This is a genomic window from Microbacterium sp. NPDC089695 (genome assembly GCF_044749085.1).
In the GTDB taxonomy this organism is placed as follows: Bacteria; Actinomycetota; Actinomycetes; order Actinomycetales; family Microbacteriaceae; genus Microbacterium.
In genome coordinates this window covers 2,397,923-2,419,800 of record NZ_JBIVHG010000001.1, presented here as the reverse complement: position 1 = coordinate 2,419,800, position 21,878 = coordinate 2,397,923, and the positions used below count along the sequence as shown (strand labels likewise).

The 21,878-nt window shown below is 68.4% G+C and carries 23 protein-coding genes; 3 read left to right on the top strand and 20 right to left on the bottom strand.

Annotation, left to right across the window (positions count from 1 at the left end; all coding sequences use genetic code 11):
• Window positions 1-73: 73 nt before the first annotated feature.
• From miaA to ACIPYT_RS11515, 15 genes are all read right to left on the bottom strand, one after another.
• Window positions 74-1,009, bottom strand: a complete 936-nt coding sequence (gene miaA / locus ACIPYT_RS11585) for a tRNA (adenosine(37)-N6)-dimethylallyltransferase MiaA (RefSeq protein ID WP_401073969.1) — start codon at window positions 1,007-1,009, stop codon at window positions 74-76.
• Window positions 1,006-2,556, bottom strand: coding sequence for a tRNA (N6-isopentenyl adenosine(37)-C2)-methylthiotransferase MiaB (gene miaB / locus ACIPYT_RS11580; protein WP_401073966.1), 1,551 nt, complete (start codon window positions 2,554-2,556; stop codon window positions 1,006-1,008). Before miaB ends, miaA begins: the two co-directional genes overlap by 4 nt.
• Window positions 2,557-2,662: 106 nt before the next feature.
• On the bottom strand, window positions 2,663-3,121 hold the full coding sequence (locus ACIPYT_RS11575) for a regulatory protein RecX (RefSeq protein ID WP_401073963.1): 459 nt from the start codon (window positions 3,119-3,121) through the stop codon (window positions 2,663-2,665).
• A 371-nt stretch (window positions 3,122-3,492) separates the two neighbouring features.
• Window positions 3,493-4,536, bottom strand: a complete 1,044-nt coding sequence (gene recA / locus ACIPYT_RS11570) for a recombinase RecA (protein WP_401073960.1) — start codon at window positions 4,534-4,536, stop codon at window positions 3,493-3,495.
• A 257-nt stretch (window positions 4,537-4,793) separates the two neighbouring features.
• Window positions 4,794-5,018, bottom strand: coding sequence for a DUF3046 domain-containing protein (locus tag ACIPYT_RS11565; RefSeq protein WP_401073956.1), 225 nt, complete (start codon window positions 5,016-5,018; stop codon window positions 4,794-4,796).
• A 22-nt stretch (window positions 5,019-5,040) separates the two neighbouring features.
• Window positions 5,041-5,349 (bottom strand): helix-turn-helix domain-containing protein, encoded by a 309-nt coding sequence (locus ACIPYT_RS11560; protein WP_401073953.1) that lies wholly within the window; start codon window positions 5,347-5,349, stop codon window positions 5,041-5,043.
• A 144-nt stretch (window positions 5,350-5,493) separates the two neighbouring features.
• Window positions 5,494-5,973, bottom strand: a complete 480-nt coding sequence (locus tag ACIPYT_RS11555) for a CinA family protein (protein WP_401073950.1) — start codon at window positions 5,971-5,973, stop codon at window positions 5,494-5,496.
• Window positions 5,970-6,545, bottom strand: coding sequence for a CDP-diacylglycerol--glycerol-3-phosphate 3-phosphatidyltransferase (gene pgsA / locus ACIPYT_RS11550; protein WP_401073947.1), 576 nt, complete (start codon window positions 6,543-6,545; stop codon window positions 5,970-5,972). The genes ACIPYT_RS11555 and pgsA overlap by 4 nt, the downstream gene beginning before the upstream one ends.
• Window positions 6,545-9,259, bottom strand: a complete 2,715-nt coding sequence (locus ACIPYT_RS11545) for a DNA translocase FtsK (protein ID WP_401073944.1) — start codon at window positions 9,257-9,259, stop codon at window positions 6,545-6,547. Before ACIPYT_RS11545 ends, pgsA begins: the two co-directional genes overlap by 1 nt.
• A 72-nt stretch (window positions 9,260-9,331) precedes the next feature.
• Window positions 9,332-9,826: a GNAT family N-acetyltransferase gene (locus ACIPYT_RS11540; protein ID WP_401073941.1), complete on the bottom strand. Its 495-nt coding sequence runs from the start codon at window positions 9,824-9,826 to the stop codon at window positions 9,332-9,334.
• Window positions 9,827-9,891: 65 nt separating this feature from the next.
• Window positions 9,892-11,568 carry a ribonuclease J gene (locus tag ACIPYT_RS11535; protein WP_401073938.1) on the bottom strand — a complete coding sequence of 559 codons (1,677 nt, stop codon included), beginning with the start codon at window positions 11,566-11,568 and terminating at the stop codon, window positions 9,892-9,894.
• A 68-nt stretch (window positions 11,569-11,636) separates the two neighbouring features.
• A complete protein-coding gene (gene dapA, locus ACIPYT_RS11530) occupies window positions 11,637-12,614 on the bottom strand; it encodes a 4-hydroxy-tetrahydrodipicolinate synthase (RefSeq protein ID WP_401073935.1) in 978 nt (325 codons plus the stop codon).
• 64 nt (window positions 12,615-12,678) lie between these two features.
• Window positions 12,679-13,440: an SDR family NAD(P)-dependent oxidoreductase gene (locus ACIPYT_RS11525; protein ID WP_401073932.1), complete on the bottom strand. Its 762-nt coding sequence runs from the start codon at window positions 13,438-13,440 to the stop codon at window positions 12,679-12,681.
• Between the two features lies 1 nt (window position 13,441).
• Window positions 13,442-13,918 (bottom strand): dihydrofolate reductase, encoded by a 477-nt coding sequence (locus tag ACIPYT_RS11520; protein WP_401073930.1) that lies wholly within the window; start codon window positions 13,916-13,918, stop codon window positions 13,442-13,444.
• Window positions 13,915-14,724 carry a thymidylate synthase gene (locus ACIPYT_RS11515; protein ID WP_401073927.1) on the bottom strand — a complete coding sequence of 270 codons (810 nt, stop codon included), beginning with the start codon at window positions 14,722-14,724 and terminating at the stop codon, window positions 13,915-13,917. Before ACIPYT_RS11515 ends, ACIPYT_RS11520 begins: the two co-directional genes overlap by 4 nt.
• 95 nt (window positions 14,725-14,819) lie before the next feature.
• On the opposite strand from ACIPYT_RS11515, the gene ACIPYT_RS11510 reads away from it, so the two are divergent.
• The 3 genes from ACIPYT_RS11510 to ACIPYT_RS11500 all read left to right on the top strand — a co-directional run bounded on the left by ACIPYT_RS11510 (window position 14,820) and on the right by ACIPYT_RS11500 (window position 16,270).
• Window positions 14,820-15,233, top strand: a complete 414-nt coding sequence (locus ACIPYT_RS11510; RefSeq protein WP_401073925.1) for a thioredoxin family protein — start codon at window positions 14,820-14,822, stop codon at window positions 15,231-15,233.
• Window positions 15,234-15,253: 20 nt separating this feature from the next.
• Complete coding sequence (locus ACIPYT_RS11505) at window positions 15,254-15,754, top strand: DUF4395 domain-containing protein (protein WP_401073922.1); 501 nt, start codon at window positions 15,254-15,256, stop codon at window positions 15,752-15,754.
• A gap of 90 nt (window positions 15,755-15,844) precedes the next feature.
• Entirely contained in the window at window positions 15,845-16,270 is a 426-nt protein-coding gene (locus ACIPYT_RS11500) for an OsmC family peroxiredoxin (protein ID WP_401073919.1), read from the top strand.
• A gap of 26 nt (window positions 16,271-16,296) precedes the next feature.
• On the opposite strand, the gene ACIPYT_RS11495 is transcribed toward ACIPYT_RS11500, so the two are convergent.
• The 5 genes from ACIPYT_RS11495 to ACIPYT_RS11475 all read right to left on the bottom strand — a co-directional run bounded on the left by ACIPYT_RS11495 (window position 16,297) and on the right by ACIPYT_RS11475 (window position 21,731).
• Entirely contained in the window at window positions 16,297-16,731 is a 435-nt protein-coding gene (locus ACIPYT_RS11495) for a hypothetical protein (protein WP_401074827.1), read from the bottom strand.
• A complete protein-coding gene (gene dapB / locus ACIPYT_RS11490; protein WP_401073916.1) occupies window positions 16,731-17,471 on the bottom strand; it encodes a 4-hydroxy-tetrahydrodipicolinate reductase in 741 nt (246 codons plus the stop codon). Before dapB ends, ACIPYT_RS11495 begins: the two co-directional genes overlap by 1 nt.
• A 55-nt stretch (window positions 17,472-17,526) precedes the next feature.
• Window positions 17,527-18,129, bottom strand: coding sequence for a histidine phosphatase family protein (locus ACIPYT_RS11485; RefSeq protein WP_401073913.1), 603 nt, complete (start codon window positions 18,127-18,129; stop codon window positions 17,527-17,529).
• An 84-nt stretch (window positions 18,130-18,213) separates the two neighbouring features.
• Window positions 18,214-19,239 (bottom strand): aldo/keto reductase, encoded by a 1,026-nt coding sequence (locus tag ACIPYT_RS11480; protein ID WP_401073911.1) that lies wholly within the window; start codon window positions 19,237-19,239, stop codon window positions 18,214-18,216.
• A gap of 215 nt (window positions 19,240-19,454) precedes the next feature.
• Complete coding sequence (locus ACIPYT_RS11475; RefSeq protein WP_401073908.1) at window positions 19,455-21,731, bottom strand: polyribonucleotide nucleotidyltransferase; 2,277 nt, start codon at window positions 21,729-21,731, stop codon at window positions 19,455-19,457.
• Window positions 21,732-21,878: the final 147 nt, after the last annotated feature.

Sequence of the window (21,878 nt, the reverse complement as noted above, 5' to 3'; positions counted from 1 at the left end):
TCCGCAGCCCTGTACCGTACCCCGCCCGCGCCGATCCGCGGTAGCGATCCGTGGTCGCGATCCGTGGTGGCGATCAGTGCGTGAGCAGAGTTTCGGCGTCGGCCGGTGCATCCCGCCATTCGATCTCGGGGTAGCGCTTGAACCACGACACCTGTCGGCGGGCGTATCGACGGGTCAGCGCCTGCGTCTCCGCGACCGCCTCGTCGCGCGTCAGGCGTCCGTCGATCTGCGCGAGCGCGTGTGCGTATCCGATCGCTCGCCGAGCCGTGGTGCCGTTCTCCAGCCCGCGGGTCCGAAGCTGCGCGACCTCCTCGACCAGGCCGTCGCGCCACATGCGCTCCACCCGGGCATCCAGGCGTTCGGTGAGAACGGGACGGTCGACGTGCAGGCCGACGACCCGTGTCGCGCCGGGCTGCCAGAGCGCGGGTCTCTCCGGGAGGATCGCGCCGTGGGTCGCGCCGCCCTGTGCGAGAACTTCGAGCGCGCGTACGACGCGCCGCTCGTTTCGAGGGTCGACTCGGTCGGCCGTGGCCGGGTCGAGCGCGCGAAGGCGCGCCATCAGCGCATCGAGGCCGTCGCGTTCGAGCTCCCGGTGGAGTTGCTCGCGCACCGCCGGGTCGCGGGGCGGGAACGCGAAGTCGTAGATCACGCTCGAGACGTACAGACCCGACCCTCCCACGAGGATCGCGTCACCACCACGGGCCTGGATGTCGTGGATCGCCTGCCGCGCGCGTGGCTGGTACCACGCGACGGCGGCCTCCTGATCGACCTCGCGCACATCGAAGAGGTGATGCGGGATGCCGCGGCGTTCTGCAAGCGGCAGTTTCGCCGTCCCGATGTCCATTCCGCTGTACAGCTGCATGGCGTCGGCGTTGACGATCTCGGCAGGGGTGCCTCGGACTTGCAGCAGCTCCGCGAGATCCAGGGCGAGATCGCTCTTGCCGGTCCCCGTCGCGCCGACTATGGCCCACAGTCGCGGGCGCGACCGTGCGGGTGTCGAATCGGTCACACGCCGACACGCAGGGTGGGGAGCCCCAGCGAGACCGCTCGCGGCGCTCCGCCGTCAGCACTCGGCGTCGGAACGGCACACGACTCCGCCTGCGCGCGATCCCAGGCGTCGCCGCCCCGCGTGCGACGGATCTGCAGGGGCGCCCCCGTCGGGTCGTCTGCGAGCAGGTGGAAGGGCGCGGCGCGGCTGATCGTCACCGTGACGACATCGCCGGGACGCGGCAGCGGCGAGCCGGCGGTCACCTCGAAGTGGACGAGACGGTTGTCTTCGGCGCGCCCCGTGAGGCGGTGCGTCTCGGCATCCTTCTTCCCCTCGCCGGTGGAGACCACGACATCGACCTCTCGGCCGACCTGCTTCCGGTTCTCCTCGAGCGAGATCCGCTCCTGCAGGGCGATGAGGCGCTCGTACCGCTCCTGGACGACGGCCTTGGGCACCTGCCCGTCCATGGTCGCCGCCGGGGTGCCTTCGCGGATCGAGTACTGGAACGTGAACGCACTCGAGAACCGCGCCTGCTCGACCACGCGCATCGTGTCTTCGAAGTCCTCGTCGGTCTCGCCGGGGAACCCGACGATGATGTCGGTCGTGATGGCCGCGTTCGGAATGCGCTCGCGCACGCGATCGAGGATGCCCAGGAACTTCTCGCTCCGATACGAGCGCCGCATCGCCTTGAGGATCCGATCACTGCCGGACTGCAGCGGCATGTGGAGCTGAGGCATGACGTTCGGCGTCTCTGCCATGGCGTCGATCACGTCGTCGGTGAATGCGGCCGGGTGCGGGCTCGTGAAGCGGATGCGCTCGAGACCCGGGATCTCGCCCGCCGCGCGCAGAAGCTTGCCGAAGGCCTGCCGGTCTCCGAACTCGACGCCGTAGGAGTTCACGTTCTGGCCGAGGAGCGTGACCTCGATGGCGCCGTCCTCGACGAGCAGCCGGATCTCGTTCAGGATGTCGCCGGGGCGCCGGTCCTTCTCCTTGCCGCGCAGGCTGGGGACGATGCAGAAGGTGCAGGTGTTGTTGCACCCGACGGAGATCGACACCCATCCGCTGTGGGCGGAGTCGCGCTTGGTCGGCAGGGTCGACGGGAAGACCTCCAGGGACTCGAGGATCTCGAGCTCTGCGTCACCGTTGTGACGAGCCCGCTCGAGGAGCCCGGGCAACGATCCCATGTTGTGGGTTCCGAAGACGACGTCGACCCAGGGCGCCTTGTCGAGGACGGCCTGCTTGTCCATCTGCGCGAGGCACCCGCCCACGGCGATCTGCATGCCGTCCTTGCGACGTTTGACCGCGGCGAGCTGCCCCAGCGTGCCGTAGAGCTTTCCGGCGGCGTTGTCACGCACGGCGCACGTGTTGATGATCACGACGTCGGCATCGTCGCCAGCCTCGGCACGCACATAGCCGGCGCTCTCGAGCGAGCCGGAGAGGCGCTCCGAGTCGTGCACGTTCATCTGGCACCCGAAGGTTCGCACTTCGTACGAGCGATGGCGTCCGTCGAGATCGACGGCTGCGGACGACGAGGCGATGATCGTCGGTTCACTGCGCGGAATAGTCATGGTTCTCCCATTGTACGAGCGCCTCCTCTCGGCCAGGTGCCCGCCGCACGCGTCGACGACGCGCGCCGCGGACGCACCGGCTGGCGGCCGCGCGGGACGACCGAGGTCAGTCGGAGTCGACGAAACGCACGCCCGTGGCCGGCCGACCGCCCGACGTCTCGCGCAGGGCCGTCTTCGCCGCTGACATGGCGACAGCGCCGTTGTACCCCCGCCTCGAGAGCTGGCCGACGAGTCGACGCAGCGCGGTGTCGGCATCCAGCCGCGCGAGCGAGCGTGCCTTCGACCGGGCGTAGTCGAGGGCGCGATCGGCATCATCGTCGGGCAGCTCGTCGAGGGCGGCATCGATGATCTCTCGAGGGATTCCCCGCTGAGCGAGAGCGCGCGAAAGAGCCACGCGCCCCTGCCCCTTTCGCTCGACACCGGCAGCGACCAGTTGGCCGGCGAGTTGTGCGTCGTCGACGTATCCGCGACGCTCGAAATCATCGAGGATGTCGTCGATCAGCGACCCGTCGAGCGACATGCCGTGGTGCTCGAAGCCGCGGAGAATCAACCGGACCTCGGACACCGACAGAGAGCGTGTGCGGAGCTTTCTCACGAGCGACTCTTCGGCGGCCGCACGGACATCGCTCTGGGCCAGCACAGTCTCTGCACCCGCAGACCCGGAATCTCCCGACGTGTCATTCACGGCCCGAAGACCCGGTCTCGAAGATCGTGAGCCTCTTCGGGCGGGATGCCGCGAGGAGGGCTCGTCACCCCATGTCGTACGCCACTGAACGAGGTCGTCGTCAGCGTGAGGAGTGACGCGATCGGCCCGCTCAGGGGCGTCGCGGCCGACCGAAGCGGTCGACTCCGCGCGTGCTCCTCGCTGCGCGCCGAAGAGAGGGATGACGGGGGCGATCCTCTCGGACGCGCCCCCGTCGTCTCGTGTCGTCATGATCAGGCCGGGCGGCGCTCTGCAAGCTCATCGCCGGGCGCGGCGGCCGCGCCACCGATGCCGAGCTTCTGCTTGATCTGCGTCTCGATGGTCAGCGCGATGTCGGGGTTCTTGATCAGGAACGTCCGTGCGTTCTCCTTGCCCTGACCGAGCTGATCGCCGTCGTAGGTGTACCAGGATCCCGACTTCTTCACGATGCCATGATCGACACCGAAGTCGATGAGGCTGCCCTCTCGCGAGATACCCACGCCGTAGAGGATGTCGAACTCCGCCTGCTTGAAGGGGGGTGCCATCTTGTTCTTGACGACCTTGACCCTGGTGCGGTTTCCGACGGCGTCGGTTCCGTCCTTCAGCGTCTCGATACGACGGATGTCCATGCGCACCGATGCGTAGAACTTCAGGGCCTTACCGCCGGCGGTGGTCTCCGGGGATCCGAAGAAGACGCCGATCTTCTCACGCAGCTGGTTGATGAAGATCATCGTCGTGTTGGTCTGGTTGAGACCACCCGTGAGCTTGCGGAGCGCCTGCGACATCAGGCGGGCCTGGAGTCCGACGTGGGAATCACCCATCTCGCCTTCGATCTCGGCACGGGGCACGAGGGCCGCGACGGAGTCGATGACGATCAGATCGATCGCTCCCGACCGGACGAGCATGTCGGCGATCTCGAGCGCCTGCTCACCGGTGTCGGGCTGCGAGACCAGCAGAGCGTCGATGTCGACGCCGAGCTTCGCCGCATAATCGGGATCGAGCGCGTGCTCCGCGTCGATGAAGGCGGCGATGCCGCCGGAACGCTGGGCGTTCGCGATCGCGTGCAGCGTGAGCGTCGTCTTACCCGAGGACTCGGGGCCGTAGATCTCGACGATGCGGCCGCGCGGGAGACCGCCGACGCCGAGAGCGACGTCGAGCGCGATGGATCCGGTCGGGATCACCGCGACGGGAGCGCGCTCGTCGCTGCCGAGGCGCATGACCGAGCCCTTTCCGAACTGCCGGTCGATCTGGGCGAGGGCGGTCTCGAGGGACTTCTCGCGGTCGGCGGGTGATGGCATGGCGTGCTCCTTCTGCTCGCGTGGTGCCGCCTGTAGGCTGTCGCGGCCCACCCGGGCTGGGTGGAACTCTCCGACAAGGCGTATGGCTCTCGGGCCTGTTCACACCGTACGAGCAGCCTCCGACATTGCGTCATCGGCCGCGGCGAATGGGGAGAACGTAATCCCTGAACCACTTGTGCAGAAGACTACGCCTGTTTCGAACACACCTTCGACGACACGCCGACTCGGCGTGTCTCCTCCGGGATGCCTCCGCACTCTCAGTGCCGGCGAGGTTCGAGGCGTCCCGCCCCGTGGCGCCGCTCGAGGGGCACGTCCGCTTCAGCGCAGAGCGCGAGCCAGATGTCACGCGGAGACACTCCGGCATCCAACGCTTCGGCGGCCGTCCTGCCATCGAGCGGTTTCAACACCAGATCGCTCACCAGAGACGATGCACGACCGCCGAACTCCGCGTCGACGGCACGGAGGAACTCACTGCGTCTCATCGACGATCGACCGCCGTCGGGCTCAGCGCAGCGTGAGCTCGGGCTCGACCGCGGCCACGAGATCGTCGGGCACGACGTCCGGGAACACCTGGATGCCTTCGAGAACCGAGATGCGGTCGCCGACTTCGCGCATGATGGTCGAGATCGGCACATCGAGCGCGTCCGCCACGGATGCGAGGATCTCGCTCGAGGCTTCTTTCTGACCGCGCTCGACCTCGCTGAGGTAGCCGAGGGCCACGGACGCCTTGCTCGCGACCTGCCGGAGCGTGCGCCCCTTCTGCAGGCGGAAGTCCCTCAGCACATCGCCGATTTCCTGTCGTACGAGAATCATCGGAACCTCCTCCTCCCAGATCGCCATCGCGGGGTCTCCCCCGATGGAATCGCCAGTCTAGTCCTTGGGACTGCCACAGAATCTACCTTCGCACGCTGTGCTTTCGATGTGAGCACATCCATGACAACCGCACCCGTGTCGCCGCTATTCCCCGACCAGTCGACGGAGCGCCGAGAGAACGGCATCCGTGGAGCGGGCGCGAATCGTCGCGCGATCACCGAGGAAGCGGTACGACTCGCTCACGGCGCCGTCGGGGGTCACGATCGCGATGTGCACCGTGCCGACAGGCTGTCCGTCGGGGCTATCGGGGCCCGCGATCCCCGTGGTGGCGATCCCGACGTCGGCGCGACGGCCGACCGCGACGGCGCCTCGCACGCCCTCCGCCATCTGCAACGCGACGCGGGCGTGCACGGGTCCGTGCTCGGCGAGGAGATCGGCATCGACACCGAGCACCGAGTGCTTGACCGGGGTCGCGTAGGCGACGACGCCACCCCACAGCACGGCAGAGGCACCGGGAACCGCGACGATCTCGGCGCACACCGCGCCGCCCGTCAAGGACTCCGCAACGCCCAGGGTCCACCCACGGGAGACGAGCGCTGCGACGGCCTCCGATGCGAGTGTCACGACTGCTGCCGCGACCCTCGTACCTGAGCGAAGATGTAATCGATGCCGCTCGCGACCGTCAGCACGAGGGCCGCGATCATGAGCACCGCGGTCACCAGCGTCCATGCGCCGAGGCCGATGAAGACGTGCAGCGGCAGCAGCGCCCACGAGAGCGCCACGCCCTGCACGGCCGTCTTGATCTTGCCCATCCAGGCGGCCGCGACGACGTGTTCTCTCGCGACGACCAGACGGTGCACGGTGATGCCCCACTCACGGACGAGGATGACGATCACGATCCACCACGACAACTCGCCGAGGACGGCGAGTCCGATGAATCCGGCCCCGGTGAGGAGCTTGTCGGCGATCGGATCCCAGAGCTTCCCGAAATCGCTCACGATGTCGTAGCGCCGGGCGAGGTAGCCGTCGACCCAGTCCGTCGAGATCGCGACGACGAAGAGGACGCCGGCGATCCAGCGCAGCACGATGTCGGCGTCGCCGAAGATGCCTCCGAGCAGCAGGATCACGAAGAAGAGTACGGCGAGGGGGATCCGCGCGACGGTGATCGCATTCGGGAGCTGACGAGGAATGGCCATCAGTCGCGTCCCGTCAGGCCCCAGGCGTCTTCATCGCCGCCTTCCGCCTCCACCACCGGGAGACCGTCGAACTGCGCGTCCACCGGGTCAGGGGGCGTCGGCGCGGCGGGCATCGCCGGCGCTGACGCCGAGCCGGCCGGCGCCGACGGGACGTCATCGCCACGGAGCTTCGCCATGACCTGCGGGAGCTGCTCCGGCGTCGCGAGGACGTCGCGCGCCTTGGACCCCTCGGACGGCCCGACGACCTCGCGCGACTCGAGGAGGTCCATCAGCCGGCCGGCCTTGGCGAAGCCGACGCGGAGCTTGCGCTGCAGCATCGACGTCGAGCCGAACTGCGACGAGACGATGAGCTCAGCGGCCGCAAGCAGCAGCTCGAGGTCGTCGCCGATGTCCTCGTCGACCTCCTTCTTCTTGGCCGGCTCCATCGCCTCCTGCACATCCGCCCGATACTCGGGCCGAGCCTGGCGGGTGACGTGCTTGACGACCGCGTCGATCTCCTTCTCGTCGACCCATGCGCCCTGCAGGCGGAAGGGCTTCGACGAACCCATGGGAGAGAAGAGCGCATCGCCCTGGCCGATGAGCTTGTCGGCACCGGGGCTGTCGAGGATCACGCGGCTGTCGGTGACGCTGGTGACGGCGAACGCGAGCCGCGACGGCACGTTGGCCTTGATCAGACCCGTCACGACGTCGACGCTCGGGCGCTGGGTCGCGAGAACCAGGTGGATGCCGGAGGCGCGCGCGAGCTGGGTGATGCGCACGATCGAGTCCTCGACGTCACGCGGAGCGACCATCATCAGGTCGGCCAGCTCGTCGACCACGACCAGCAGATACGGGTAGGGCTTGAGCACGCGCTCGCTGCCCACCGGCACCTCGACCTCCCCGGCGCGCACGGCCTTGTTGAAGTCGTCGATGTGACGGAACCCGAACGACGCGAGGTCGTCGTACCGCATGTCCATCTCCTTCACGACCCACTGCAGAGCCTCAGCGGCCTTCTTGGGGTTCGTGATGATGGGAGTGATCAGGTGCGGGACGCCTGCGTAGCTCGTGAGCTCGACGCGCTTGGGGTCGATCAGCACCATGCGCACGTCCGCCGGCCGCGCACGCATCAGCAGGCTCGTGATCATGGAGTTCACGAAGCTCGACTTACCCGATCCGGTGGAGCCGGCGACCAGCAGGTGGGGCATCTTCGCGAGGTTGGCGGTGACGAAGTTGCCGCCGACGTCCTTGCCGACGCCGATGGTCAGCGGATGCGTGCTCTTCTGCGCAGCCTGAGACCGCAGCACGTCGCCCAGCGAGACCGTCTCGCGATCGGTGTTCGGGATCTCGATGCCGATCGCGCTCTTGCCGGGAATCGGCGAGAGGATGCGCACGTCGTTGGACGCGACGGCGTAGGCGAAGTTGTTGCTCAGCTGCAGGATCTTCTCGACCTTGACGCCGTGTCCGACCTCGACCTCGTACTGGGTGACCGTCGGACCTCGCGAGAAACCGGTGACCTTGGCGTCGACGTTGAACTGCGACAGCACGCTCGTGATCTGCTCGACGATCTTGTCGTTGGCCTCCGAGCGGGCGACCGACGGAGGACCTTCGGCGAGCACTCCCGGCGACGGCAGCACGTAGGGAGCGACGGGAGCCTGCGGACCCCGGTCTCCCGGGCCGTCCGTCCCGAAGCCGTCCATGCCCGGGAGTTCGGGCATCTCACCCGTGTCGGAGTCGTCGTCGAGCAGTGCTGTGGTCTGCTGCTCCGCGAGCGCGTCGGTCACCGACCGGACGTCGGAGATCACCTCGGTGGCGGCGTCGTACGGATTCGCCACCGTGACGGCCTGATCGTAGGCAGGAGTCGCCTCCGGCTCGCCGAGGAGCGCCGTGATGTCGTCCGAACCGAGGGTGCCCTCGTCGGGATCCTCCTCGCGCCCGGTCTTGTTGCGACGCCACCAGGGCAGCACGTCCGGGTCGTCGACCTTGTCGGCGTCGTCGATCGCCGCGGAGTCCTTGACAGGCTTCTCCGCACGCTCGGCGTCGAACATCCACGCGTAGAGATCGCCGAGGCGCTGTCCGATGCGGTTCGGCGGCGTCTTCGTGAGGATCAGCACGCTCAGCACGGCGATCAGCGACAGGATCACGTAGGCCGGGATCGAGGTCAGATAGCTCAGGGGCTGACCGACCATCCATCCGAACAGGCCCCCGGCCGCACTGAGCGCGACCATGCCCTCCCTGGGCTGCGGCAGACCGCCGGCGAGATGGCAGAAGCCGGCCAGCGTGATCATCAACAACCCGAAGCCGATGCCGATCCTGCCGTTGTCGTGCACCGAGGACGGATGCCGGAACAACCACCCTGCGAGCAGCAGCAGCAGGACGGGGAAGATGAAGGCCATACGACCGATGAGGAGCCCGACGGAGTACGCGCTGACGTTCGTCGCGATCTCGTTGCCGATGAAGAACCACTCGTTGACGGCGCCCGCGATCGCGAGCAGGACGAGGAGGAACGGGAACCCGTCGCGACGGTCGTCCTTCTGCAGAGTCTCCGGGCCGAACGCCCGGAACATGCCGCCCACGCCGTGAGCGAGTCCGAGCCAAGCGCGCGCGGCTGCCGGCGGCTTCTCGACGTCGTCGATGTACTTCTTGGGGGCGGCCTGGGTCTTCGGAGCGGCCTGCCTCTTGGGGCGAGGCGTGGCGCTCTCGGACGCGCGCGCTGATTTCGTGGTGCTCCTGGCCATGCTCACACGTTACGACGAGCAGCCGACATCGGCCCGTAATGACGCGGCTTTCCGGGGATCCTCGAGGATCGGCTACCCCGTCGCGCGCACCATCGTCTGTCGCGACGGCGACTCGGCGACCACCGTGAAACCCTCGGCCCGATACAGCGTGTGCGCGAAGTTGTCGCGCTCGACGCTCAGGCTGATCCGGGAGTGCCCGTGCACACCCGCCAGCTCCACGACCCCGCGCAGCAGCGATCGCCCCACACCGCGCGCACGCCACAGCGGATGCACGCCGATGATCAGCTCGGGGACGCCGACTCCGACGAAGCCGAGACCGGGATCGTTCTGCGGGAGCATCCGGAACCACGCCGCGCCGACGGGCACGTCGTCTTCACCGGTCGCGATCAATCCGTCGTCCGACGACCGCTTCCATCCCGTGAGATACCGGCGATGCTCGGCCGACGTCAGCACCTCATGCCGCGGACGCACGCCGCCAGCGCGCCAGTTCGCGGCCTCGACGAGCATGTCGCCGAGGAACATCGCATCCGTCTGCGCGGCCCTGCGGAGGGCGAAGCCCCTGTGCATGACGCGAGCATAGGACGAGCGTGTTACGTCGGAATGACGGATTCCCGTGAGCCGACCGCCGGCGCTCAGGCCTCGATGACGAGTGGGACGATCATCGGTCGACGACGGAGCTTCTGGTTGACCCAGCGTCCGATCGTGCGTCGCACGACCTGCGAGAGCGCGTGCGTGTCGCGCACCCCGTTGCCGGATGCCTCCTTGAGCGCGGCCACGATCTTCGGCGCCACGTCGTCGAACACGGCGTCGTCCTCCGCGATGCCCCGCGCGTGGATCTCCGGCCCGGAGATGATGCGCCCGGTCGCCGCGTCGACGACCACGATCACCGAGACGAAGCCCTCCTCGCCGAGGATCCTGCGGTCCTTGAGATCCGCGTCGGTGATCTCGCCGACGGTCGAGCCGTCGACGTATACGAAGCCGAGGTCGAGCTGGCCCGCCACGCGCGCGTCGCCGTCCTTGAGGTCGATCACGGTGCCGTTCGAGGCGATGATCGTGCGCTCGGCCGGGATGCCGGTGTCCTGAGCGAGCTTGGCGTTGGCCATCAGGTGCCGATACTCGCCGTGCACGGGGAGCACGTTCTTCGGCTTGAGGATGTTGTAGCAGTACAGCAGTTCACCCGCGGCGGCATGACCGGAGACGTGCACCCGCGCGTTCGCCTTGTGGACGACGTTCGCGCCGAGCTTCGTGAGCCCGTCGATCACGCGGTAGACGGCGTTCTCGTTGCCGGGGATGAGGCTCGAGGCGAGGATGACGGTGTCGCCCTCGCTGATCTCGATCGCATGATCGAGGTTGGCCATCCGGCTGAGCACCGCCATCGGCTCGCCCTGCGACCCGGTCGACATGTAAACGATCCGGTCGTCGGGCAGGTCGCGCGCCTTCTTGAAGTCGATGAGCACCCCGTCCGGCACCTTGAGGTACCCGAGCTGCTCGGCGATGGTCATGTTGCGCACCATGCTGCGTCCGAGGAACGCCACGCGACGACCGTGAGCGTGCGCGGCATCGATGACCTGCTGCACGCGGTGCACGTGGCTCGAGAAACTCGCGACGATGACTCGACGAGGCGCCTTCGCGATCACCTGATCGAGGACCGGTCCGATCGAGCGCTCCGTGGGCGTGAAGCCGGGGACGTCGGCGTTCGTGGAGTCGACGAGGAAGAGATCGACTCCCTCCTCCCCCAGGCGCGAGAACGCCCGGAGGTCGGTGATGCGGCCGTCGAGGGGCAGCTGGTCCATCTTGAAGTCACCGGTGGCGAGCACCATGCCGGCCTGGGTGCGGATCGCCACGGCGAGGGCATCGGGGATCGAGTGGTTCACGGCGACGAACTCGAGGTCGAACGGACCGACCTTCTCGTGCTGCCCTTCCTTGACGGTCAGGGTGAACGCCTTGATCCGGTGCTCCTTCAGCTTCGCCTCGACGAGCGCGAGCGTGAGTCCTGAGCCGATCAGAGGGATGTCGCTCTTCAACCGCAGCAGGTACGGCACCGCGCCGATGTGGTCCTCATGACCGTGCGTGAGCACGATCCCGACGATGTCGTCCAGACGATCCTTGATGGGCTCGAAGTCGGGCAGGATCAGGTCGACGCCGGGCTGGTGCTCCTCGGGGAACAGCACACCACAGTCGACGATCAGGATCTTGCCGTCGTACTCGAAGGTGGTCATGTTGCGGCCGACCTCGCCGAGGCCCCCGAGCGGGATGACGCGGAGCGTCCCCTGTTCGAGGGCGGCGGGGTCTGCGATCGGGATGGACATGGTCTCTCCTCAGTCGGACGCTCCGCGCGTCCGGTCGTTCATCGTGCCGCGGCGCACCGCAGCCTGTGTCAGCGTGTCGTTCCGTGCACCTTGGGCAGAGCACCGCCGGCGGCGGCGTTGCGGTCGGGGCGGAAGTTCGAGAAGTCGGCGCCGGGCACGTCCCTGACGAGGTCGAGCTCGTCCTCGATGAGGGCGGCCTCCCACTCCTCCGGGCCGACCAAAGGCAGGCGGACGCGCGGGCTCGAGATGCGTCCGAGTCCGTGCAGGATGTACTTCGCCGCGACCGTTCCCGGCACGTGGGTCATCACGGCGCGTACGAGCGGCTCCAGTCGTCGATGCTCGGCGGTCGCCGCGGCGAGGTCGCCCCGGTTCACGGCATCCACGATGGTCCGATAGGGCGCGGCGGCGACGTTCGCCGTGACGCCGATCAGCCCGGTGGCACCGATCGCGAGGTGCGGGAGCACGTTGGCGTCGTCGCCGGAGAAATACATCAGATCGGTCTGGTTGAGCACGCGGCTCACCTCGGAGAAGTCGCCCTTGGCGTCCTTCACCGCGAGGATGTTCGGGTGCTTGGCGAGACGGAGGATCGTCTCGTACTTGATGGGCACGCCGGTGCGTCCGGGGATGTCGTAGAGGATCACGGGGAGATCCGTGGCGTCGGCGACGAGACGGAAGTGCGTCAGGATGCCGGCCTGCGTGGGCTTGTTGTAGTACGGCGTGACGATCATGATGCCGTCGGCGCCGGCCTTCTCGCTGGCCTTGTACAGCTCGATCGCGTGCGCGGTCTCATTCGATCCGCCACCGGTGATGATCTTCGCGCGACCAGCGGAGACGGATTTGCCGATCTCGACGAGCTTGAGCTTCTCGGGGTCCGTCAGGGTCGAGGTCTCGCCGGTCGTTCCCGTCACGACGATGCCGTCCGCTCCTGCGGTGATCACGTCATCGATGTGCTTCTCGACAGCGGGCCAGTCGACTTCGCCGTCGGCCGTCATCGGAGTGACGAGCGCGACGAGAACCTGTCCGAAAGGATTGCCCGAGTGCGTCATGCACCCAGCGTATCGGTTCGGCGGCCGCTCACACGGACGGGGCGGTTCCGCCGAGCGGAGGAGATCAGACGCGCCCCCGTCGAGCGATGCCGGAGGTGAGGGAACTCGGAAGCAACCCGGCGATCGCCACGATCGCCTTGTAGCGCAGCGACGGGATCGAGACCGATCTGCCCAGGGCTGCATCGCGCAGCCCTTCGCGCACGACGTCGCGGGCGTCGAGCCACATCGCACCCGGCACGCCTTCGTGCCCGGGCGCCAGCCCCATGCGCTCGTGGAACGTCGTGTGAGTGAATCCCGGGCACACGGCGGTGACGCTGACGCGGTCGCGGGCGTACTCCGCGTTCGCCCAGCGGCTGAAGCCGATGAGCCAGCCCTTGCACGCCGAGTACGTCGACCGGGAGATGAAGCCGGCGACCGAGGCCACGTTGATGATCCGGCCCCCGCGTCCGCGCATGGTCTGCAGGGCTGCGTGCATCAGGCGCATGGACGCTTCGACGTGCACCCGCAGATGTCGCACCTCGTCGTCGATGTCGTTGTCGGCGAACTGCAGCGGAAGTCCGAACCCGGCGTTGTTCACGAGAAGATCGACGGGGTCGACGACGTCGCGGAGCCGTGCCGCGACGACCTCGACTCCCTCCTCGACCGCGAGATCGGCGTCGAGGACCTCGACGGCGACGCCGAACTCGCTCCGCAGCTCGGCCGCGAGCTCGTCGAGGGCATCGACCGAACGAGCCACGAGGATCAGATCGGCCCGACGGCGAGCGAGTTGCCGTGCGAACTCGGCGCCGAGTCCGGCACTGGCACCCGTGATCAACGCTGTCGGCATCTCAGCGCTCGTATCCGAGGAAGCGATAGCGGATGCCGGAGCGAGAGGTCCGCCAGTCGCTGTGGTCGACCAGCCGCCATCCGTCGGTCGGCGGTGCGAAGGCGTCGCCCTGGACGTCGAGGTCGAGCTCCGTGACCTCCAGTCGATCGGCGTCGCCGATCACCTGGCGGAAGATGTCGGCGCCACCGATGATCCAGACGCGATCCAGTCCCCGCACGGCGTCGGCGACGGTCGCGGCGCGGCGCGCGCCCTCCGCGTTCCAGTCCTGCTGTCGGGTCACCACGACGTTGTCGCGCCCCGGAAGCGGGCGGAAGCGCTCCGGCAGCGAATCCCAGGTCTTGCGACCCATGACGACCGGAGCGCCGAGGGTGATGTCCTTGAAGTGCGCGAGGTCTTCCGGCACGCTCCACGGCATGCCGCCCTCTGCGCCGATGACGCCCCCTCGCGCCTCGGCCCAGATGAGGCCGACCCAGGTCATACGGCGACCGCCGCGCGGATCGGAGCGTGGTGCCGATACTCGTCGATCACGAAGTCGTCGTACTCGTAGTCGAGGACCGAATCGGGCGTGCGGGCGAATCGCAGGGTCGGTGCGGGGTACGCATCGCGGCTCAGCTGCTCGCGCACCTGCTCGACGTGGTTGTCGTAGATGTGGCAGTCGCCGCCCGTCCAGACGAAGTCACCCGGCTCGAGCCCCACCTGCTGCGCGACCATCATGGTGAGCAGCGCATACGACGCGATGTTGAACGGCACCCCGAGGAACAGGTCGGCACTGCGCTGGTAGAGCTGGCAGGAGAGCCTGCCGTCTGCGACATAGAACTGGAAGAGAGCGTGGCAGGGAGCCAGCGCCATGTCGGGGATGTCCGCCGGGTTCCACGCGGACACGATCAGGCGCCGGGAATCGGGATTCGCGCGGATCTGCTCGATCACGTCGGACAGCTGGTCGATGCTCCGCCCGTCGGGCGTGGGCCACGACCGCCACTGCACGCCGTAGACGGGTCCGAGGTCGCCGTCGGCATCGGCCCATTCGTCCCAGATGCTCACTCCGTGCTCCTGCAGCCAGCGCACGTTCGAGTCGCCGCGAAGGAACCACAGGAGCTCGTAGGCGATGGACTTGAAATGCACCCGCTTGGTGGTGATCAGCGGGAACCCCTCGGAGAGGTCGAACCTGATCTGACGGCCGAACACGCTGGTGGTGCCGGTGCCCGTGCGATCGGACTTGTGCGTGCCGTTCTCGAGCACGTCTCGGAGCAGGTCTTCGTACGGCGTGGGGACGGCTGCGCTCATGCAGCCAGACTACCCGCCGCCGGCGACATCGGGCCGGATCGTCACGCACCGTCACATCGCGCCGCCGCCCCCGCCCACGGGCATACTCTCGACGCATGTCACCCGCTCTCGCGCTCGCCCTCGCCGGGGCGCTGGTCGTGCTCGCGGTGGTCGCCGCGATCGCGATCCGAGTGCGCGAGGGGCGGCGGCGCGCCGGCGGACACCTGCGATTCGACCCGAACGATGCGGGCGCGGTCGACCTGGGCGCCCGTGCGACGCTCGTGCAGTTCAGCACGGAGACGTGCTCCCGGTGCCCCCAGGTGCGGCGTCTCCTGTCGTCGTACGCCGCGGACGACGATGCGCTGGTGCACGTCGACATCGACCTCACGCGCCGCCCCGATCTGTCGGCGCGTTACCGGGTCCTGCAGACCCCCACGACGTTCATCGTGGACGCCACAGGCGCCGTCCGCGCACGATTCCACGGCGTGCCGCAGCCGCGCGCGCTGACCGAGGCACTCGCCGCCGTGTGAGGCGGACCGACAGGAGCATCATGAGCACACCCGCAGGAATCGACCCGCGCGGTCCGCGCTTCGCCGCGACCGTCACGACGGCACTGCTGCTCGTCGCGACCTTCCTGGGCCTCGTCGGGATCTCGACGCAGGCGATCGCCGCGGCATCCCTCGCCCAGCGCGCGCTCGACCCGGCGTTCCTGCTGACCGTCGTGATCGCGGCGCTGTTCCTGTGGAGCGTCCTCTCCCCCGCTACGGCCCCGTGGGGTGTCCTGTTCCGTCGCCTCGTGCGTCCGCGCCTGAGCCCTCCGCGCGAGCTCGAGGACCCTCGTCCGCCGCGTTTCGCGCAGGGCGTCGGCCTGTTCGTCGTCACGGTCGGTCTCGTGCTGCACCTCGTCGGCGTGCCGTGGGCGCTCCCGATCGCCACCGCCGCCGCCTTCGTCGCCGCATTCCTCAACGCGGCGATCGGGCTGTGCCTGGGATGCCAGTTCTACCTGCTGCTGCAGCGAGCCGGGCTCCTCGGACGCGTCGCCTCGGTCTGACACCGGCGCCGGTTCCCTCCCGCCCGCGCCCTCGGTAGGCTGACCGGACACGCGACCCGCACACCGAGCAGCGCGAGAACCGGAGGAATCATGCCCGTCACCAGTGAAGCGCACACCACCTGGACCGGATCCCTCGCGGAGGGCTCCGGCACCGTCGCGTTCTCGTCGTCGAACCTCGGCACGTTCCCGATCAACTGGAAGGCGCGCAGCGAGGGCAGTGACACGACCACGACGCCCGAGGAGCTCATCGCCGCGGCGCACGCCTCCTGCTTCAGCATGGCCCTGTCGCACGCCCTGTCGGAGAACGGCACTCCCCCGGAGCGCGTGGACACCAGCGCGTCCGTGAGCTTCACTCCCGGCGTGGGCATCACCGGCAGTCATCTCAACGTCAACGCCGTCGTCCCCGGCCTCACGCCCGAGGCATTCCAGGAGATCGCGAACGGCGCCAAGACGGGATGCCCGGTCTCCCAGGCGCTCGCCGGCATCGAGATCACCCTCGAGGCGACACTCGCCTGAGTCTCATCTGCAGCCGCCCGGCGGACTCAACGGCGTGAGAGCCGGATCGACTCGCGGATGCTGGCGCGCGCGTCCTTACGCCGCCCCGCGGCGTCCTGCACCACACCCAGGCGGTATCGCGCACGCCAGTCGTCGCGCTCGGACTCGGCCGCGGCCGTGTACCGGGCGATCAGCGGGTCCGCGTCATCCGGGCGCAGTCGCCCGCTGGGAGTGAGGTCGGTCTCGGCCTCCGGCATGCCGCCCTCCGCGTCCAGGATGCGTCCGAGGCGATCGGCCTGTAGACCGAAGACCATCTCGCGGATGAGCGCCCAGCCGCCCAGCGGCGCGAGGACAGCGAGCGCGACGCCCATGCCGATCGAGACGGCCGTGCCGACCGCGAAGAACATCACGGCGAGCCAGATCGCGACCGCGAGGTAGACCAGGAGCGCCGCCGCCATCAGCGCCACGGCGATACGCGACATCACGAGCGGAAGCCGATGTCGATCATGTTCTCGAGGCCGACCACGACCCCGTGTGCCTGCGCGGCGTACGGGACCGCGAGTCGGATGCCGGGCGCGTAGGCGAGCGCCGGTTCGACCGTGTCATGGGTGAACGTGAGCGATTCCCCCGGGCCGGCGAGGATGACCTCCTGCTTGGCGATGACACCGGGACGACGCAGCGAGTGGATCGGAACGCTGCCGACCTGCTGACCGCGTGCGCGCTGGTCGGCGTGCGGTGCGCTGACGGGCCCCTGTTCTGCGCGGGCCGCCGCGATCAGCTCGGCGGTGCGCACGGCGGTGCCGCTGGGAGAATCGACCTTCTTCTCGTGATGCGCCTCGACGATCTCGGCGGAGGAGAAGAACGGAGCTGCGGCTGCGGCGAGAGCCGACCCGAGGACGGATCCGAGCGAGAAGTTCGGGATGAACACCACACCGCTCGCCGCCTCGTCGACCAGCGGCCGGATGAGAGCGATCCGCTCGGCCGACCATCCCGAGGTCGCGACCAGCACGTTGATCCGGCGCTCGACGGCCGCGCGTACGACGTCGATGCTCACCTGCGGGGTCGTCGCGTCGATCACGAGATCGGCGCCGTCCAGCTCCGAGAGATCGCTCGACGAGGTGAGCACGCGGACGACCTCGAAGCCGTCGAGTTCCCCGATCACCGCGTGGATGATGGTCCCGAGCTTCCCGGTTCCGCCGACGAGTGCTACCTGCGTGGTCATGCCCTCAATCCTATTTCGGACACATGCGCACTCCGTCGCGCCGGGCCGCGGAGGATCAGACGGGCATGGTGTCGGGAATACCCGTACGCAGCTCCACCGGAAGATGGCCGGTGTCGTTGTGCGTCAGCAGGGTCCACGGACGGCCCTGCTTCTGGGCGATCACCGTAAGACCGCAGTGCGCCTGGTTGAGAGTCATCCACCGCCACTCCGGCGCTCCCAGCACCTCGCGGACGAACCAGGCGATCACGAAGTTGTGCGTGATGAGCACTTCGTGCACGTCGCCCGGCTTGCGCACCAGGAACTCGTTGACGGCGTCCGACATCTGGGCGGCGCCGGCTTCGATCTCGGCCTCGCTGATCGAGCCGAAGAACGGCTCGAACGCGGCGGGCGTGTCGTCGGTCATCCCGGTGGGGACGCAGTCGAACAGCAGGGCCGTCGGCGCAGGATCCACGGACGGCAGACGAGCCGCGATCGCTCGCGCCGTCTCCGCCGCACGCAGCAGCGGGGAATGCCAGACCGCATCGAGTGGGAGTCCGGAGAGACGGTCGGCGATCAACTCGGCCTGACGCGCACCGCGCGGTGAGAGGGGTCCGTCGGCGAGGCCGTGCTCGGCATCCTGATGTTCACCGTGTCTGACCAGATATATGTAGTGCGTCACAAACTCGCTCGCTTCATCGACAGCATCCGCCGGGATTCACTCCACCCTATGCCAGGTATGTGACAGCGGTGTGACGAAGCTCAGTCAGTTGCCCGCGCGGGTCAGATCGGCGATCTGCGTGCGGGACAGCGACACGCCGGCGCCCTGCATGAGCTCGTCGACGTGCTCTGTCGCGAACGTGTTGACGATGGGTGCTGCGACCGTGCGCTGCGCGAGCAGCCACGCGATCGAGACCGCGGCCACGGGGACCTCGAGCTCGCCGGCCACCTGGTCGAGAGCACGCAGGATCTTGGTGCCGCGACGATTGAGATGCCCACGCAGCTGCTCGCCGCGCACGCCACGGGACGTGAGCGCCTTGCTGCGATGACGCCCGGAGAGGAATCCGTGCTCGAGCGCATGCGACGGCGTGACGGCGAGGTTCTGCGCCCCCGCGACGAGTCGCAGGTCGCCCTCGAACGGCTGGCGCCTGATCAGGTTGTACGGCGAGTCGATGACCTCGATGCGCGGGTACCCCGCGGAGGCGAGGATGCGCGCCTCGACCAGACGCTCCGGCGCGAAGCCGAACGCGCCGAGTGCGCCGATCTTGCCCGCGTCGACCATCCACTCGACCGTCGCGAGGGTGTCTTCGAGGTTGGTCGTGCGATCGAGCGTCGCGTCGAGGTACAGCACGTCGATCCGCTCGACGCCGAGCCGCGTGAGCGACCCCTCGACAGCGCGGACGAGGTTGACCGAACCGAGGCCGGGGTTGTCGGCGTGGGCGCCGATGCGCACGCTCAGCAGCGCACGTTCCCGCTGGCCCCTCGAGCGCAGCCACTGCCCGATGATGTGCTCGCTGCGCCCGCCCGAGAAACCGTCGGCGGTGTGGATCGCGTTGCCGCCGAACTCGACGTAGCGATCGAGGATGCCGTGACTGGTCTCGAGATCGACGTTCCAGCCGAACTCGGCCGCGCCGAGCATCAGCGGGAAGGTCTCGAATCCGGTCTCACCGAGGGGGACGCGAATGGTCTCTCCTATTCCGGGACCGACGATCGGGATGGGGGCGGACGGGTGGGTGGTGTCCTGCGACGCGCGCTCTGCGGAGGCGCCTGCGCCTACGCTGAACAACCGCATCTTCCTCACCCCCGCGTCGATCGGTGCGTACCGATCTGCGTCACTGCCTGAAATGCACCCCCCGGTGCGTACTTCGAGGGTAAGCGACAACCGCGTGCACGCCGTTCAATCCGGGGAACGGCGGGGAAACTTCCCATAACGGTTTGATCACGCGAAACGCAGGGAACCCGGGTCCGTCCGAAGACGGACCCGGGTTCCCTGTGCGGATCAGTCGATCACTCGGCAGCGGACTCCGCGGCAGGGGCCGCGTCAGCCGCAGGCGCGTCGTCGAGCACGGGCTCGAGGGACAGCTTGCCGCGGTCGTCGATCTTCGTGATCTTCACGAGGATCTTCTGGCCGACCGAGAGCACGTCGTCGACGTTCTCGACACGCTTGCCACCGGCGAGCTTGCGCACCTCGGTGACGTGCAGCAGGCCGTCCTTGCCCGGGAGGAGCGAGACGAACGCGCCGAACGTCGCGATCTTGACGACGGTTCCGAGGAACTGCTCGCCGACCTCGGGGTTGGTGGGGTTGGCGATCGCGTTGACCTGGGCGCGGGCGGCCTCGGCCGAGGGGCCGTCGGTCGCGCCGATATAGACGGTGCCGTCCTCCTCGATGGAGATCTGGGCGCCGGTCTCGTCCTGGATCGCGTTGATCGTCTTGCCCTTCGGGCCGATCAGCTCGCCGATCTTGTCGACCGGGATCTGCACGCTGATGACGCGCGGCGCCGTCGGCGCCATCTCGTCGGGAGCGTCGATCGCGGCGTTCAGGACGCCGAGGATCGTGAGGCGGGCGTCACGAGCCTGGGTCAGCGCACCGGCGAGCACCGACGACGGGATGCCGTCGAGCTTCGTGTCGAGCTGGATCGCCGTGACGAACTCGCTCGTGCCGGCGACCTTGAAGTCCATGTCGCCCAGGGCGTCCTCTGCACCGAGGATGTCGGTGAGCGCCGCGTAGCGGGTCTCACCGTCGACCTCGTCGGAGACGAGACCCATCGCGATGCCGGCGACGGGTGCGCGCAGCGGCACGCCCGCGTTCAGCAGCGACAGGGTCGACGCGCAGACGGAGCCCATGGACGTCGAGCCGTTGGAACTCAGCGCCTCGGACACCTGGCGGATCGCGTAGGGGAACTCCTCGCGGCTCGGCAGCACCGGCACGAGGGCGCGCTCGGCGAGGAAGCCGTGCCCGATCTCGCGACGCTTCGGCGAGCCCACGCGGCCGGTCTCACCGGTCGAGTAGGGCGGGAAGTTGTAGTGGTGCATGTAGCGCTTGCTCGTCGTGGGCGACAGCGAGTCGATCTGCTGCTCCATCTTGAGCATGTTCAGCGTGGTGACGCCCATGATCTGGGTCTCGCCGCGCTGGAAGATCGCGGAGCCGTGCACGCGCGGGATGACCTGCACCTCGGCGTCGAGCGGACGGATGTCCGCCAGGCCGCGACCGTCGATGCGCACGTTCTCGGTGAGGATGCGACCGCGGACGATCTTCTTCGTCACCGACTTGTACGCGCCCGAGAACTCGCCCAGGGCGGAGTCGGGAAGCGTGCCGGCCTCGACCGCGGCGGCGAGCTCGCCCTTGACGCGGTCCTTGATCGCGTCGTCGGCATCCTGACGCTGCTGCTTGTCGGCGATCTGGTACACGTCGGTGAGCTCGGCGAACGCGCGCTCCGAGACGAAGTCGAAGACCTCGTCGGAGTACGGCGGGAAGACCGGGTACACACCCGGCTCCTTCGACGCGGTGGCGGCGAGCTCGGCCTGAGCCTTCACGAGCTGCGCGATGAACGGCTTCGACGCCTCGAGACCCTGCGCGACGACGGCCTCGTCGGGCTTCGTGGCGCCGGCCTTGATGAGGTTCCAGCTGCCCTCGGTCGCCTCGGCCTCGACCATCATGATCGCGACGTCCTCGGTGCCGTCGGCCTTGGTGACGACACGACCGGCGACGATCAGGTCGAACACGGCCTCCGAGACCTGCTCGGCGGTCGGGAACGCGACCCACTGGTCGGCGTGCTCGCCGTGGCCGGGGATGAACGCGAGGCGCACACCGGCGACGGGACCCGAGAACGGCAGGCCCGAGATCTGCGTCGACGCCGAGGCGGCGTTGATCGCGAGAGCGTCGTAGAACTCGCCGGGAGCGATCGACAGAACCGTGATGACGATCTGGACCTCGTTGCGCAGGCCGTCGACGAACGACGGACGCAGCGGACGGTCGATCAGACGGCAGACGAGGATGGCCTCGGTCGAGGGGCGGCCCTCGCGGCGGAAGAACGAGCCGGGGATCTTGCCCGCGGCGTAGGAGCGCTCCTCGACGTCGACCGTCAGCGGGAAGAAGTCGAAGCCCTCGCGCGGGTGCTTGCCCGCGCTGGTGGCCGAGAGGAGCATGGTCTCGCCGTCGAGGTACGCGGCGACGGCGCCCTGAGCCTGCTGCGCGAGGCGGCCGGTCTCGAAGCGGATGGTGCGGGTGCCGAAGCGGCCGTTGTCGAGAACGGCCTCGGTGGCGGTGATTTCAGGACCTTCCAAGAGGTCTCTCCTTCTTTGTTTAGACTCGCGAGTCCGTGTGACGCGCGAGCGTGTTCATGAAGGAGCAGGACGACGGGGTTCGGGCGCGCGGGCACTCCCGCGAATCTCGCCTGCGCTGGCCACCAGTAGAAAGCCACCCGACGTCGC

Bases quoted from the DNA above. Each gene is read 5' to 3' on its own strand.
- pgsA (WP_401073947.1), bottom strand. From the start codon at position 6,545: ATGGCCATTCCTCGTCAGCTCCCGAATGCGATCACCGTCGCGCGGATC.
- recA (WP_401073960.1), bottom strand. From the start codon at position 4,536: ATGCCATCACCCGCCGACCGCGAGAAGTCCCTCGAGACCGCCCTCGCC.
- dapA (WP_401073935.1), bottom strand. From the start codon at position 12,614: ATGACGCACTCGGGCAATCCTTTCGGACAGGTTCTCGTCGCGCTCGTC.
- ACIPYT_RS11535 (WP_401073938.1), bottom strand. From the start codon at position 11,568: ATGTCCATCCCGATCGCAGACCCCGCCGCCCTCGAACAGGGGACGCTC.
- ACIPYT_RS11500 (WP_401073919.1), top strand. From the start codon at position 15,845: ATGCCCGTCACCAGTGAAGCGCACACCACCTGGACCGGATCCCTCGCG.
- ACIPYT_RS11525 (WP_401073932.1), bottom strand. From the start codon at position 13,440: ATGCCGACAGCGTTGATCACGGGTGCCAGTGCCGGACTCGGCGCCGAG.
- ACIPYT_RS11540 (WP_401073941.1), bottom strand. From the start codon at position 9,826: ATGCACAGGGGCTTCGCCCTCCGCAGGGCCGCGCAGACGGATGCGATG.
- miaB (WP_401073966.1), bottom strand. From the start codon at position 2,556: ATGACTATTCCGCGCAGTGAACCGACGATCATCGCCTCGTCGTCCGCA.
- ACIPYT_RS11545 (WP_401073944.1), bottom strand. From the start codon at position 9,259: ATGGCCAGGAGCACCACGAAATCAGCGCGCGCGTCCGAGAGCGCCACG.
- ACIPYT_RS11510 (WP_401073925.1), top strand. From the start codon at position 14,820: ATGTCACCCGCTCTCGCGCTCGCCCTCGCCGGGGCGCTGGTCGTGCTC.
- ACIPYT_RS11515 (WP_401073927.1), bottom strand. From the start codon at position 14,724: ATGAGCGCAGCCGTCCCCACGCCGTACGAAGACCTGCTCCGAGACGTG.
- ACIPYT_RS11505 (WP_401073922.1), top strand. From the start codon at position 15,254: ATGAGCACACCCGCAGGAATCGACCCGCGCGGTCCGCGCTTCGCCGCG.
- ACIPYT_RS11480 (WP_401073911.1), bottom strand. From the start codon at position 19,239: ATGCGGTTGTTCAGCGTAGGCGCAGGCGCCTCCGCAGAGCGCGCGTCG.
- ACIPYT_RS11560 (WP_401073953.1), bottom strand. From the start codon at position 5,349: ATGATTCTCGTACGACAGGAAATCGGCGATGTGCTGAGGGACTTCCGC.
- ACIPYT_RS11495 (WP_401074827.1), bottom strand. From the start codon at position 16,731: ATGTCGCGTATCGCCGTGGCGCTGATGGCGGCGGCGCTCCTGGTCTAC.
- ACIPYT_RS11565 (WP_401073956.1), bottom strand. From the start codon at position 5,018: ATGAGACGCAGTGAGTTCCTCCGTGCCGTCGACGCGGAGTTCGGCGGT.
- ACIPYT_RS11520 (WP_401073930.1), bottom strand. From the start codon at position 13,918: ATGACCTGGGTCGGCCTCATCTGGGCCGAGGCGCGAGGGGGCGTCATC.
- dapB (WP_401073916.1), bottom strand. From the start codon at position 17,471: ATGACCACGCAGGTAGCACTCGTCGGCGGAACCGGGAAGCTCGGGACC.